This window comes from Nocardia spongicola (assembly GCF_047200775.1).
GTDB lineage: Bacteria > Actinomycetota > Actinomycetes > Mycobacteriales > Mycobacteriaceae > Nocardia.
Genome location: NZ_JBJZOO010000001.1, coordinates 443,027 through 455,211 on the forward strand (window position 1 = coordinate 443,027; position 12,185 = coordinate 455,211).

General features: G+C 62.2%; 15 protein-coding genes and 1 pseudogene. 10 read left to right on the forward strand and 6 right to left on the reverse strand.

Translation table 11 applies throughout. From position 1 onward, the window contains the following. Positions 1 to 42: 42 nt before the first annotated feature. Positions 43 to 624 carry a TetR/AcrR family transcriptional regulator gene (locus ACL02S_RS01955; RefSeq protein WP_412800499.1) on the reverse strand — a complete coding sequence of 194 codons (582 nt, stop codon included), beginning with the start codon at positions 622 to 624 and terminating at the stop codon, positions 43 to 45. A 75-nt stretch (positions 625 to 699) separates the two neighbouring features. Here ACL02S_RS01955 and ACL02S_RS01960 point away from each other — a divergent pair, with 75 nt between their 5' ends. Further along, positions 700 to 1,143: an alpha/beta hydrolase gene (locus tag ACL02S_RS01960; RefSeq protein WP_412800500.1), complete on the forward strand. Its 444-nt coding sequence runs from the start codon at positions 700 to 702 to the stop codon at positions 1,141 to 1,143. Positions 1,144 to 1,211: 68 nt separating this feature from the next. Here the strand turns inward: ACL02S_RS01960 and ACL02S_RS01965 are convergent, their stop codons facing one another. Together ACL02S_RS01965 and ACL02S_RS01970 are read right to left on the reverse strand one after the other, a co-directional pair. Beyond that, positions 1,212 to 2,609, reverse strand: a complete 1,398-nt coding sequence (locus ACL02S_RS01965) for an amidase (protein WP_412800501.1) — start codon at positions 2,607 to 2,609, stop codon at positions 1,212 to 1,214. Between the two features lie 89 nt (positions 2,610 to 2,698). Beyond that, positions 2,699 to 3,523, reverse strand: a complete 825-nt coding sequence (locus ACL02S_RS01970) for a SigB/SigF/SigG family RNA polymerase sigma factor (RefSeq protein ID WP_412800502.1) — start codon at positions 3,521 to 3,523, stop codon at positions 2,699 to 2,701. A gap of 258 nt (positions 3,524 to 3,781) precedes the next feature. On the opposite strand from ACL02S_RS01970, the gene mbp1 reads away from it, so the two are divergent. Continuing rightward, positions 3,782 to 4,024: a microaggregate-binding protein 1 gene (gene mbp1, locus ACL02S_RS01975; RefSeq protein ID WP_412800503.1), complete on the forward strand. Its 243-nt coding sequence runs from the start codon at positions 3,782 to 3,784 to the stop codon at positions 4,022 to 4,024. A 141-nt stretch (positions 4,025 to 4,165) separates the two neighbouring features. Here mbp1 and ACL02S_RS01980 read toward each other — a convergent pair whose 3' ends face one another. Continuing rightward, entirely contained in the window at positions 4,166 to 5,182 is a 1,017-nt protein-coding gene (locus tag ACL02S_RS01980) for a helix-turn-helix transcriptional regulator (protein WP_412800504.1), read from the reverse strand. 176 nt (positions 5,183 to 5,358) lie between these two features. Between ACL02S_RS01980 and ACL02S_RS01985 the strand changes: the two genes are divergently transcribed. Continuing rightward, positions 5,359 to 7,152, forward strand: coding sequence for a thiamine pyrophosphate-requiring protein (locus ACL02S_RS01985; RefSeq protein WP_412800505.1), 1,794 nt, complete (start codon positions 5,359 to 5,361; stop codon positions 7,150 to 7,152). A gap of 143 nt (positions 7,153 to 7,295) precedes the next feature. Here ACL02S_RS01985 and ACL02S_RS01990 read toward each other — a convergent pair whose 3' ends face one another. After that, positions 7,296 to 8,117 (reverse strand): helix-turn-helix transcriptional regulator, encoded by an 822-nt coding sequence (locus ACL02S_RS01990; RefSeq protein WP_412800506.1) that lies wholly within the window; start codon positions 8,115 to 8,117, stop codon positions 7,296 to 7,298. Between the two features lie 50 nt (positions 8,118 to 8,167). On the opposite strand from ACL02S_RS01990, the gene ACL02S_RS01995 reads away from it, so the two are divergent. From ACL02S_RS01995 to ACL02S_RS02020, 6 genes and pseudogenes are all read left to right on the forward strand, one after another. Continuing rightward, a complete protein-coding gene (locus ACL02S_RS01995; protein ID WP_412800507.1) occupies positions 8,168 to 8,599 on the forward strand; it encodes a DUF2000 family protein in 432 nt (143 codons plus the stop codon). 79 nt (positions 8,600 to 8,678) lie between these two features. Continuing rightward, complete coding sequence (locus tag ACL02S_RS02000) at positions 8,679 to 9,221, forward strand: hypothetical protein (protein ID WP_412800508.1); 543 nt, start codon at positions 8,679 to 8,681, stop codon at positions 9,219 to 9,221. Between the two features lie 92 nt (positions 9,222 to 9,313). Next, a complete protein-coding gene (locus ACL02S_RS02005) occupies positions 9,314 to 9,706 on the forward strand; it encodes a VOC family protein (RefSeq protein ID WP_412800509.1) in 393 nt (130 codons plus the stop codon). Positions 9,707 to 9,798: 92 nt separating this feature from the next. Continuing rightward, positions 9,799 to 10,110 (forward strand): annotated as a pseudogene (locus tag ACL02S_RS02010) (IS256 family transposase); the annotation flags it as partial. Beyond that, entirely contained in the window at positions 10,107 to 10,604 is a 498-nt protein-coding gene (locus ACL02S_RS02015) for an HAD domain-containing protein (RefSeq protein ID WP_412800510.1), read from the forward strand. The pseudogene ACL02S_RS02010 and the gene ACL02S_RS02015, both read left to right, overlap by 4 nt. 51 nt (positions 10,605 to 10,655) lie before the next feature. Continuing rightward, positions 10,656 to 10,796, forward strand: a complete 141-nt coding sequence (locus ACL02S_RS02020; protein WP_412800511.1) for a hypothetical protein — start codon at positions 10,656 to 10,658, stop codon at positions 10,794 to 10,796. Positions 10,797 to 10,866: 70 nt separating this feature from the next. Here ACL02S_RS02020 and ACL02S_RS02025 read toward each other — a convergent pair whose 3' ends face one another. After that, positions 10,867 to 11,253 carry a hypothetical protein gene (locus ACL02S_RS02025; protein ID WP_412800512.1) on the reverse strand — a complete coding sequence of 129 codons (387 nt, stop codon included), beginning with the start codon at positions 11,251 to 11,253 and terminating at the stop codon, positions 10,867 to 10,869. A 406-nt stretch (positions 11,254 to 11,659) separates the two neighbouring features. Between ACL02S_RS02025 and ACL02S_RS02030 the strand changes: the two genes are divergently transcribed. Continuing rightward, entirely contained in the window at positions 11,660 to 12,184 is a 525-nt protein-coding gene (locus ACL02S_RS02030; RefSeq protein ID WP_412801077.1) for an MSMEG_0572/Sll0783 family nitrogen starvation response protein, read from the forward strand. The last annotated feature ends 1 nt before the right edge of the window (position 12,185 follow it).

The following is a 12,185-nucleotide window of genomic DNA, read 5'->3' on the forward strand; positions in this document are numbered from 1 at the left end:
GGTTGGTTTCGCCCCGTCCAGGTTACGGATGCGGTTCAACGGTCAGTCCGGTTGACATAGTCCTGCGACCAGGAGCGTGACCAGTCGGCGCGGATCGTAGCGGGTGTCGTTTTCGGCGCCGATACAGAGGTTTCCGATGCCGCGCATGAGCTGGTAGGCGTCGAGGCCGGAGCGGATCTCACCGGAAGCGGTGGCAGCATCGAGGAGTTGGGTGCACACCGGCAGGAGGCGGTCGAGGAAATAGGTGTGCAGTGCCTCGAAGCCCGCGCTGTCGGTCTGCAGCGCTGCCGCGAGGCCGTGCTTGGTGACCAGGAAGTCGACGAACAAGTCGGCCCACTGCGCGAGGGCAGCATGGGGGGTCGGACCGGCCGTGAGCAGAGCGGGCCCAACCTCGGCGCATGCTTCGACCTGGTGGCGGTAGACGGCGATGATGAGGTCTGCCCGCGTGGGGAAGTGGCGGTAGATCGTGCCCATTCCGACGCCTGCCTCGGCGGCGATATCGCGTACCGGCGCTTCCGCATCGAAGACCTCACCCGGGTACTGGACGGATTCGACATCCTGGAAGTCGCTGTACCAGGTCTCGCCGGGCGCATCGACCGTGACCGGATCGCCGTAGCCGGCCATTCGTGGGGAGCGCAGACGGCGAGTGCGCTGCTTGGCGCGCGTGTCCTCGATACCGACGGAGCTAGGGGAGAGGATATGTCCGACCCCCGCGTCAAGGCGGGGGTGCTGCTCGCTCTGACCGGTCTGGGTGACCAGCTGACCCCGTTCGCCGCCGAGCATTTTCCCTTTATGCGACCGTCTTTCGACACCATGACCACACCGGCCCTGATCGTCGCCGGGGACAATGATCATTCGCACCTGTCCACGCGCGGACCGGACTGGTTCACCGACTCCTACACGCACAGCCAGGGAGCCAAAAGCCTGCTCACACTGTTTGGTGCAGAACACTCACTCGGCGGCATCCCCGGATACCAGGTCGACGAGACAACGGACGAGAGTCCCGCGCGCGTCGCCCTGATCCAGCACCTCACCACAGCCTTCCTGCGCAGCTCGCTCTACGCCGGGAACACCAGCTGGCAGAGCGCGGCCACCGCGCTGGAGGCAGATCCCGACCCGCTGGGAAAACTGCAGAGCAAGTAGGCAACCTGTTCTCATTCGCATGAGCCGGCAGCCGGACCGCCATGGGCGGGACGGTGCCGGTGAACGGTTCAACAGGGAGGGCGCCGAAGATGCCAATCGGTCGCACTTTGATAAGCCCGGCCGACTCTGACCAGGAGTTGCTCATCGAGGTGGCGCGCAACGAGTTGAAAACCGATCGGCACGCCGGACTTGTCGAAACCGCCAGGCAAGGTGATCGTCGGGCTGCCCGAAAAGTTGAACGGGACGAGGAAGCGCAACACATTCGGCAGTTCGTCGGGATCGAACAGCAGCGCGGAGAAGCGCTCCAGTGTCAGATCCGCATAGCGCAGAACTGGGACGAGGAGCAGGTCGATGTCGTCGAAGAGTGCCGCGAGCTTTCCGGTGAAGATTCGTCGTTCACTTTCGATTCTGGCGATATCCATACCGGATACCGTGTGCCCTTCGTCCAGGACTTGTCGCATGAACTGGCCGTACTCTGCGGATCGGGACGGAAACGTCTTTTCGTGCACGACTGCGGCTTCGGCTCCCATGTAGGTGCCCCATACGGCCCCCAAGGCCGCTGTCGGCGGTAACGACACCTCACGGACATCTGCGCCGAGATCCTCTAACGTGCGAATCGCATCGCGGATAACCTGCGCCACATCGGACTCGACCGACCCGACCGCGATTTCGGGATCCACTCCGATCCGCACTGCCCGCACTTCCGGCGGACGCGCGGTGTAATCGGGGACCTCGGCCCGGACTGCCGTCGGATCGTTCGCATCGGGACCGGCAAGGGCTTGCAGCATATGACCGGTGTCCTCGGCGCTTCGCGCCATCGGGCCGATCGTGTCCAGCGACGGCGCCATGGCGAACATACCGTGGACACTGACACGTCCCCATGTCGGCTTCAGGCCGGTCACCGCGTTCATACTGGACGGGGTACGGATCGAGCCCCCGGTGTCGGTGCCGAGACTCGCCACACACAACCCGGCCGTGGTGGCGACACCTGAGCCACTGGAGGACGCTCCGGCCCAGTGATGCGGGCTCCACGGGTTCACCACCGCCGGAAAGCTGGGATGATATTCGGCGCCCCCGGCCTCGCACATGTGCAGTTTCCCCAACAGCACTGCTCCGGCGCGGCGTAAGCGTGAAACCACCGTCGCGTCATAGGTGGGGTGGAAGTCCCGGTAGATCGCCATACCGGCGGTGGTCGCGGTGCCTTCCGTGTAACACAGGTCCTTCACGGCAATCGGAATACCGTGCAGGGGGCCGCGGTACTCGCCACGACCGATCTCCTCCTCGGCACGTTCGGCGTCCGCGAGCGCACTTTCTGCCAGGACAGTCGTATAGGCCCCGAGTAGAGGGTTGAGCCGATCGATACGCTCCAGGTGTGCTCGGGTCACCTCCTTCGGCGAAAGTGCCCGGCTGGCGAAGTTCCGAGCAAGGTCGGAAAGCGAGGCATAGCACAAATCGGTGCTGGACATAGCTATACAATGGCGCATTCCGTCGAGTCGAACAAGGCACTGCGGGTGTGTCGGCGGAGTTGGCGGCAAATCCGTTTTGCCGTATCGCCTCAGTCCGATAGTGCCTTCGTCCGTAACCGGTCCAGGACTCGGCTGAGTATGCGCGATATATGCATCTGCGATACCCCGAGTTGTTCGGCGATACTGGCTTGACTCTGTCCCGCGAAGAACCGCAATCGCAGTACAGCGCGTTCGAAGTCGGTCAGTTCGGTCAGCAATGGGCTGACAGATAGTGCGTTGTCGGTCAATTCGTAGCCGGAATCCTCGTCACCGAGGACTTCGAGGACATCCGCTGTGGCCGAGGTGTCCGGGTCGGGGTATTCGAGCGGGTTTTCGAGCGAACTCGTCCGATACGCATTTCCCGCTATCAAGCCTTGGATCACCTCTTCGATATCGGCGTTCAATTCGACGGCGATATCGGTTGCGGTCGGCATCCGACCCTCGCGCTGTGCGATTACCTCGATTGCGGGACCGATATCCAACTGCATCTCCTGGATGCGCCGGGGCACCCGGACGGCCCAGGTGTGGTCGCGGAAGTGTTTGCGAACCTCACCCATTATCGTAGGGATGGCGAACGCGAGAAACGAAGTGCCTTTGGCCGAATCGAACCGGTCCACTGCGAGCACGACCGCCAATGAGGCGATCTGATAGAGATCGTCGTAGGACTCACCGCGTCCGGTGAAGCGGCGGGCGATATGATCGGCCAACGGCAGGCATCGCCGCACGATCGATTCACGCAGCGGCCCGCGACACGGATCATCGGCAGGCATCCGTACCAATTTCTCCAGCAACGGTTCTATATCATCATAGGTATTCGACCACCCCACGATTCGGTGCCGAGTTGCTTTTTCGTCACGCAAGATCGCTGATTCCATCGAATATCACCCAGTAGCCGCGCTGTTTGCTCCCCACCTACGGGTAAGGCGTCGTACGCCCTATGCATAATTTCTACCCTGTGTTGAGCCGAAACACTCCCGTGTCCAGCCTGCCGGGCCTGGCACTCGATGTCAGCACAGATAGCGAAGCCGGTAGGCGCTACTTATCCAGAAAACGAAGTAGTAATACATCCGGATTCATATCCCGTATCGTGGGTAGGTAGGTAGTGTCCGCGTTGTACTACGAGGGAGGAAGATATGCCCGAGCACACCGGCGGTATCCGAGAAGGCGTGGAAGGCGTAGCAGAACAGGTCAAAGGTAAGGCCAAAGAGGTCGCAGGCACGGTTACCGGAAACGAGGAGCTCGAAAAGGAAGGTCGTGCACAGCAGGACAAGGCCGATTCGCAGCGCGCTGCGGCCGAGAAAGAGGCGGCAGCCGAAAAGGCTCGCGCCGAGGCGGATTTGGATGAAGCGCGCCAGTCCGCGCATCAGGATAAATAACGCATAGCAGAACGAATAACGCACAGGCATGCTACAGGCCGTCGATGTGAACATCGACGGCCTGTAGCATATCCATATTCTGAATTCCTTGTTCCACAACAGGTGACGATGAGTGCACGGAGCGAGCGGGATGCGGATATCTCACCGGTACAGTGTCGTATGCGGCATTTCCCCGTACATCTCGCGGTATACGGTGGCAAAACGGCCGGGGTGCGGGAATCCCCAGTGCGCGGCAACAGCGGTGACGGTATCTCCATCGGTACTGCTGGCGTGACGTAGTTGTTCGTGGGCTCCACGTAGGCGGAGCCTCCGCAGATATCTCGTGGGGGTGGTGTCGAGATGGCGGCGGAATGCCAGCTGCAGTGCACGCACGGTGACAGAGGCGGCGGCAGCGATGTCAGCGACACCGATATCGTCGTGAACGTGGGATTCCAGGTAGCCCAGAGCGCGCCGCAGAGTCTCCGGCCGGACGTCATCGTGGTCGACAGCGCTGGGCCCGTAGGCGGTGCAGGGCAGCGCGTGTAGCACGCTGGCGACCAAGTATTGCGTCGCAGTGGAGACGATCAGCGGTTCTTCGCAGAGCTGGGGGTCGCCCGCGAGTTGCCGCAGATGGTCGATAACCGAGCCGAGCTGCCGGGCCGCGGACGCGGTCACCGGCCGGTGCCCGGTGAAGCGCACCGGTGTCGTGATGTTCGAGACGCTGGCCGCTACCCGGTCGAGCAGGCCCGGATCGAACATGGTGATCGTGTATCGGGCCGCATGGATGACACCGGAGTAGGCCAGATCGGGTGGCGCGAGCAGCCCTACGTCGCCGGGGCCGAAAATATCGGTACCGGTGTCGTGATAGTGCTCCTCGATCGAACCGGATTCGACGACGCACAAGCAGACCTGCTCGAGGGGGTCGGCGTCGTAGCGCATATCGAAACCGAGATCGATCCGGTCGAGACTGACTTCGCCGAGCATATCGCGCGAGATATGGGTGTCGACGGGTTTCGGACCCGCGCTGCTGATCCGCATACCGGCATATGCCTCGCTGAGGAATTGCTCGGTGGCGCCGAGATCGGTGCTATCGAAAATCAACGACCGCATCGGATGGCACTCCTGAATGGTCGGCTCGGTCGCTCCTACCGCGGCCCACTCGACATCGACGCCGCGCACGAGATCAGCTCATACCTTTCCAAGCTACAACCCGACGCGGCAGCGCGCGACCGTCCGCAGGGGTGATCATTCATCACAGCCCCGAGCTGCCTCGGCAGGGTATCCCCGGATTGGGGCCACATTGCCCGGGTACCCACCCCGCGGAGACGACAGCTCGACGGTGGACAGGAGGAAACATGGCTGCTCAGGTCGCCGACTACATCCTGCGACGATTACGTGCCTGGGGCGTGCGGCAGGTATTCGGCTATCCGGGCGACGGTATCAACGGTTTGATCGCGGCCTTCGGCCGAGCCGATAATCGACCCGCGTTCATCCAGGCACGGCATGAGGAGATGGCTGCGTTCGAAGCCGTCGGTTACGCGAAGTTCAGCGGTGCGATCGGCGTCTGCACCGCCACCTCGGGGCCCGGCGCGATTCATCTGCTGAACGGGCTCTATGACGCGAAACTCGATCATGTGCCGGTTGTGGCGATAGTGGGTCAGACCGCGCGCAGTGCGATGGGTGGCAGCTATCAGCAAGAAGTCGATCTGCAGAGCCTGTTCAAGGATGTCGCTTCGGACTATCTGGTCGAGGTGAATGTCTCCGATCAGTTGCCCAATGCGTTGGACCGCGCGTTCCGGATCGCGCATACTCGGCGCGCCCCCACAGCACTGATCATTCCGTCCGACCTGCAAGAAGAGCACTACCAACCGCCCGAGCACGCATTCAAACAGGTCCCCTCCAGCCCACCCGCGGTATCGCGATCCACGATCACGCCCGCCCGCGCCGATATCGAACAGGCCGCCGAGCTTCTCGAGGCCGGGTCCCGGGTGGCGATTCTGGTAGGTCAGGGTGCTCGTGGGGCTGCCGAGCAGGTTATGGACCTTGCCGAACTCACCGGCGCCGGTGTGGCGAAGGCGCTCCTCGGCAAGGATGTGCTCCCGGATGATCTGCCCTATGTCACCGGAGCGATCGGCCTATTGGGTACGCGGCCCAGCTATGAATTGATGCGCGACTGCGACACACTGCTGATCATCGGATCCAGCTTCCCCTATTCGCAGTTCCTTCCGGAATTCGGCCAGGCGCGGGCAGTGCAGATCGACATCGACGGCACCATGATCGGTATGCGGTATCCGACCGAGGTCAATCTGGTCGGCGATGCCAAAGAAACACTCACCCACATACTTCCGCTATTGCGACGCAAGAACGATCGCAGCTGGCGCGAGACGATCGAAGCCAACGTCGCGCGCTGGTGGTCCACCATCGAACGCCAAGCCATGCTGGATGCGAAGCCGGTCAACCCGATGCGGGTGGTGTGGGAGTTGTCGCAGCGTATTCCGGACGACGCGATCGTCACCGCCGATTCGGGATCGTCCACTAACTGGTATGCCCGTTGCCTGCGGTTCCGCGGCCGGATGCGCGGCTCTTTATCGGGCACCCTGGCCACTATGGGCCCCGCGGTGCCTTATGCGATCGGCGCGAAGTTCGCGCACCCGGACCGGCCGGTGATCGCGCTCGTCGGTGACGGCGCAATGCAGATGAACGGCGCGGCCGAGTTGTCGACCATCACGCGCTACCGTGCGCAGTGGGCGGATCAACGACTGGTGGTGTGCGTATTCCACAACAACGACCTCAACCAGGTCACCTGGGAACTGCGCTCGATGGGTGGCGCACCGAAATTCGAGGAATCCCAATCGCTTCCGGATGTGTCCTATGCGGATATCGCTCGCATAGCCGGTCTCGACGCCATCGCAGTGGATGATCCGGACAACCTCGGCTCGGCTTGGGATCGGGCGCTGACCGCCGACCGGCCGACACTCCTCGATATCCGCTGCGATCCTGAAGTGCCACCCATCCCACCGCACGCCACCTGGGAACAGATGAAATCCACCGCCGAGGCGGTGCTGCGCGGCGATCCGGACGGCTGGCATCTGATTGCGCAAGGTATGAAAACAAAAGCCCAAGAATTCATTCCAGGCCGACAGAGCTGAATTCTCGAGGTCGAATCGCCACCGGAATCGGTGGCCATCCGCGAACCCTGGCCAGTCGGTTCACCCGAAGGCATAGAGCAGCGAGAGGATCAGCCGGATCGTCGATATGCCGCACGAGACGGGGCCAGGCTCCGGGAATGCGCTCACGTCAGCTCGTCGAGCTCAGGGGCGATAACCAGGCGATCGGTGGCGAACCGTTTCGGTGTCGTTCCGATCATCCGCTTGAAATGCCGGTTCAGATGTGATTGATCGTGGAAACCGACTGCGGTGGCCACATCGGATGGTCGCAGGCCGGACAGCAGTAGACGCCGGGCCAGATCGATTCTGCGACCGATCAGGTACTGGTGCGGTGCGATGCCGAACTCGCGGGAGAACGAGCGAACCAGATGCGCCGGATCCGCATAAAGCGTGTTGGATGCCTCATCCAGAGTGAGGCCTGCGACGACGCGTGCGTCGATAAGATCGCGCAGCAGCCGAGCCAACGACGGATCCCGATACGATGACGGAGCGGTGACTCTGCGGTGCAGATGCCTTTGCAGGCGTTCCAGCACGAATACCAGGCGACTCTGTGCCTCCAGTTCGTCGCCCCGACGCAGCAGCGCCCCGTGCAGATGGTGTATCCGGTTACGCAGCAACGGATCGCGGATACTCGGCGTGTCAACGGCCGGACCGATCCCGGTCAGCATCGTGCCGTCGATATAGAGCACTCGCTTGTGGAATCCGGCCGGGCCTGCCGCGCGGCCATTGTGCGAAACATGCGGCGGCAGCAGAGTCACCAGCTGTTCCATCGATCCGTGCTCATGACCGTTCAACTCGTAGCTGATGGTCCCGGAATCCACGATGAGCAACGTCCACGTGTCGTGAGTGTGCCGTGGGTAGGCATGATCGGTGAAATACGCGTGAAAGACCTCTTCGATCCCTCTGACGTGCGGTCGCCACGCAGCGACCTTCGAGCTATCGACCACATCAAGAACGTACAAGACAGCTCGGGGGGCCATCGGCCAGGATCATCGCTGTGGATACCGACACTGCACACATCCGCTTCGACACTAAGATCGCCATCCTGCTCCGAGACGACCTAGAGAGCTGGCAACGGCTCAACGTATCGGCATTTCTGATCAGTGGCATCGCCACAGCAAACCCCGAGCTCATCGGTGAGCCGTATACCGACGCGGACGACACCGGCTATCTGGCAATGTTCCGCCAGCCGGTGCTCGTGTTCGCAGGCTCGAAGGAGACCCTGCGCACCGCACACTCGCGTGCACTCAGCCGAAACCTCCCGATCTCCATCTTCACTTCGGACCTCTTCTCCACCGGCAACGACCGCGACAACAGAGCCGCCGTCCGCAAGATCGGACGCGACGACCTCGACCTCGTCGGTATGGCGCTGCACGCAGGCCGGAATGTAGTCGACAAGGTGCTCAAAGGAGCGCGGATGCACCCCTGACAGCGTCTCCATATCAGCGGTGCGCGACATATCGTTGCTGCGAAGGGCGCACTTCAGGCTACGGAAAGGGCGGCGGCTGGTGGCAAACGGTCTCGGGTCTCGGATCTCTCGGTTACGGACGTTGATCGATCATCCCGGTACTGGGGAGAACGAACGGGCAGTGGCACAGCACATGCTCGATCGGATTGTGCTCCGGTCCGAGGCGGATGGCCAGTCGATCGGCGATCGGGCATACGGTGCACGGCACGACCGAGTGGGGCGGCATGCAGGCCTGACAGCGGTGGTAGAAGCGATCTACGAGGACATCATGTTCGCACGGGTCTTTTCACCGCCGGGGTTGCCCGCCGCGCCAGCTGTGCCCAATCCGATCCGGGACGCTCCGACAGGGATCGTGTACTCGGTGGACTCGCCGTTCGACGGCAGCATTGTCATCAGCGTCGACGATGTACCCCGAGACTGGGGATGGGTAGACGAGGATGGCCTGGAGACCATCAGTCCAGCACTACGGGCGCTGATCGATGAACTGGCCGACATCATGAACAGCTACAACTACGGTGGTAGCGATATCAGCAAGAGGTTCTTCGGAAGTGTGCGTGTGCATGGGGTGACTATGTTCTGGTAGCGCCTCTGGTGCCAGTGCGGTCCAGTTCTGCCTACGAATGCTGGACCTTCTCTGGTGATGACCGGCCGCCCCACCGGCCCTATCCTCGGTGGGTGCACTTGCAACTGATCGCCATTGTCGTCGAAGAGTACGACCCCGCCATTGACTTTTTCGTGAACACTCTCGGCTTCGACCTCGTCGAGGATGTCCCGTCGACGACCGACGACGGGCGGCCGAAACGGTGGGTCGTCGTTCGGCCGCCCAATGCGCAGACCGGGATCTTGCTCGCGCGCGCCGACGGCACCCATCAACTCGCTTCCGTCGGTAACCAGACGGCAGGCCGCGTCGGCTTCTTCCTGCGAGTCGACGACTTCGACCAGGCATACGGTCGAATGACCGCGGCGAATGTCGAGTTCTTGACCCAGCCACGCACGGAACCCTACGGTCGGGTCGCCGTCTTCCTCGACATTGCGGGCAACCGCTGGGACCTCCTCGGTCCTGGGTAATCACCGTCGGAGCAATGATCAGAACTCGTGGATGACCGGGAAAGGAGTACGTTCCCGGATGATCTTCGAATCCTGGATCTGATCAAGCCTGGCGTGCCGACGCCGACCGCATCGACCACACCGATGTGCTGCTCGAGTTCTACCACTACCCGGCCGAGCCCTGGATCCACTTGCGCACCACGAACCACATCGAATCATCTTTCGTCACAGTGTGTTTGATAACCCTTGTCATCAAAGAACCCGGCCCACGCGTGGCCGGGCCTGCGATGGCGTTCACACTGCTCGAGTTCGCTCAGAACCGGTGGCGCGCGGTCAACGCACCGCACCTGGTCGCTCTCGTCCGCGCCGGAGCGCGTTCCGACCGCGGCATTCTCGTCGAACGTGAGCAGGCCGACGCAGTATGACCAGCCGATCGCAACGCCCGCTGCTGTTCCTCGATGTCGATGGGCCGCTTCTCCCATTCGGTGAGGACCCCCGACGCCAACCACGCGATGTCGTGCCGGACTCGCACCTGTCACGGCTGGACCCTGAACTGGGGCACCGGCTGGCAACGCTGCCGTGCGAGCTGGTCTGGGCCACCACATGGGAAGACGAAGCGAACGCCGAGATCGCGCCCCGGATCGGACTGCCACGGCTGCCGGTCGTGCGCTGGCCCGATTCCTCTGCCGAACACGAACGCGAGGATCGATGGTTCGGGCTGTGCTGGAAAACCCGGACATTGGTGGACTGGGCGGCAGGCCGCCCGTTCGCATGGATCGACGACGAGATCACCGACGCCGACCGCAACTGGGTTCACGCACGTCATCCCGGTCACGCGTTCCTACGCCACATCGAGCCCTTCCGCGGGCTCGGCGACGGCGACTTCGCAGCCCTCGATCAATGGCTACGAGCAACCTGAATCACCCGCGTTCCAGAGCAATTGACAATTTCTCCCCACCGGAGCTGTCCGGTGGCAGTCGACAAGGACTTCGACCGCACCACACAGTGCAACGGCCGGGCCGATAATCACGTCGTGATCCCTAATACATTGACGCCGGAGGTGATCGAGGTGGGGGCCGCGGTGCCGGTGATCGGCGCCGAAACCACCTGACTGGTACCGAAGTTCGTGATGAACAGGGTGCTACCGGCGGCAGTGATGTTCTGAGGGCCCAACAGACCCGTCACCAGAGGGGTCGGTGCGCCCCGGTAATCGGCACCGTCGACACCCGACCGGCCGCAGACTTGTAGATATAGAGGAGGTTACCGATCCGGATGAGACCTCGGGGATCGTTCAGGCCGGACGCCAGCTGAGTCGGTATGCCGCCGGTTTGCGGTACCGAATACACCCGGCCCGAGGGGGAGGCGTTCCCATTGGTGAAGAACAGCAGGCCGGTGCTGTCGTAGGTGTAGGGCAGCGCATTGCTCGCGCCGTCCAGCAAAACGGCGACAGTGACATCGACCGTCCCGGCTACGGCTCGCAGGCTGCAGGATCGCCGTTCGCGTGGTTCACCACCGATCACCACGCCGGACCCGTCGTCAACCGGGGATGAGTCGTCGCCGACTACCAAGGCGAAGCCCTCTCGTCTGGATAGGGCGGTTGATGCGAGACACGGTCCGATGTTTCGGCGATATTACCGGCAATTCGCCTCTGTTCGCACGGAATGTTAACCAACCAGGTAAAACCTCAGAGAAACGATTACACCGCAGCAATCCATATCCACACCAGTCCTCACTGACATGTGCCAAAGTCCTTCCAATTCCATTGAAGGACAACAAGTTAACGATACATAGGCGATCTTTTGCCGGTGATGATCCGGCAATATCCAATTCTTCCGGATGAGACCAATCCGAAACATGCCAGGCGTGAACTTGATTCATCGGCGAACGCTTCCGGAGTAGCCGGGCGAGCGGTCGCCTACCGAATTCACCACAACCGTCCCCAGGAGATGAGTCATGGCCGCACCCACCGAGTCGATGACGGAGATCGATAAGGCGATCGAGGAGAACATCGCGAAATCGCTGGCGGAGATCCCCCATCCGGCCCTGGCCAAGGGCACCGATATCTATGGCAAGACCAAGATCTTCCCGGACTACAAGGCACAAGCAGGCGAAACGTACTTCACCCTGGTACACGGCATCGCACACGAGTCGTCGGTGAGTTTCGTGGCGATCCTGCAGGCCACCCGAGCGTTGCGCAAGGGCTTCGAGTCGGCGATCTACTTCTACGGCCCCGGTGCCATCAACTGCATTGCCACCCGCGGCTTCCCGACAACCGGGGACAACGGATTCCCCGGTGAGCAGAACATCAACGAGGCACTGGCGACCTTCATCAAGGAGGGCGGCAAGGTGTTCGCCTGCAGGTTCGGCCTGGCTCTGCACGGCGCCCGTGAGGAGGACCTCATCGAGGGCGTGATCCCGGCGCATCCGCTGGATGTCCAGGACGCGCTGATCCATTACGCCCGCAAAGGCGCCATCATCAACTCCACCTACCAACTGTAGG

Coding starts and splice junctions, on each gene's coding strand:
- ACL02S_RS01955 (WP_412800499.1), bottom strand. CDS start 624: ATGGCCGGCTACGGCGATCCGGTCACGGTCGATGCGCCCGGCGAGACC.
- ACL02S_RS01960 (WP_412800500.1), top strand. CDS start 700: ATGTCCGACCCCCGCGTCAAGGCGGGGGTGCTGCTCGCTCTGACCGGT.
- ACL02S_RS01965 (WP_412800501.1), bottom strand. CDS start 2,609: ATGTCCAGCACCGATTTGTGCTATGCCTCGCTTTCCGACCTTGCTCGG.
- ACL02S_RS01970 (WP_412800502.1), bottom strand. CDS start 3,523: ATGGAATCAGCGATCTTGCGTGACGAAAAAGCAACTCGGCACCGAATC.
- mbp1 (WP_412800503.1), top strand. CDS start 3,782: ATGCCCGAGCACACCGGCGGTATCCGAGAAGGCGTGGAAGGCGTAGCA.
- ACL02S_RS01985 (WP_412800505.1), top strand. CDS start 5,359: ATGGCTGCTCAGGTCGCCGACTACATCCTGCGACGATTACGTGCCTGG.
- ACL02S_RS02015 (WP_412800510.1), top strand. CDS start 10,107: ATGACCAGCCGATCGCAACGCCCGCTGCTGTTCCTCGATGTCGATGGG.
- ACL02S_RS02030 (WP_412801077.1), top strand. CDS start 11,660: ATGACGGAGATCGATAAGGCGATCGAGGAGAACATCGCGAAATCGCTG.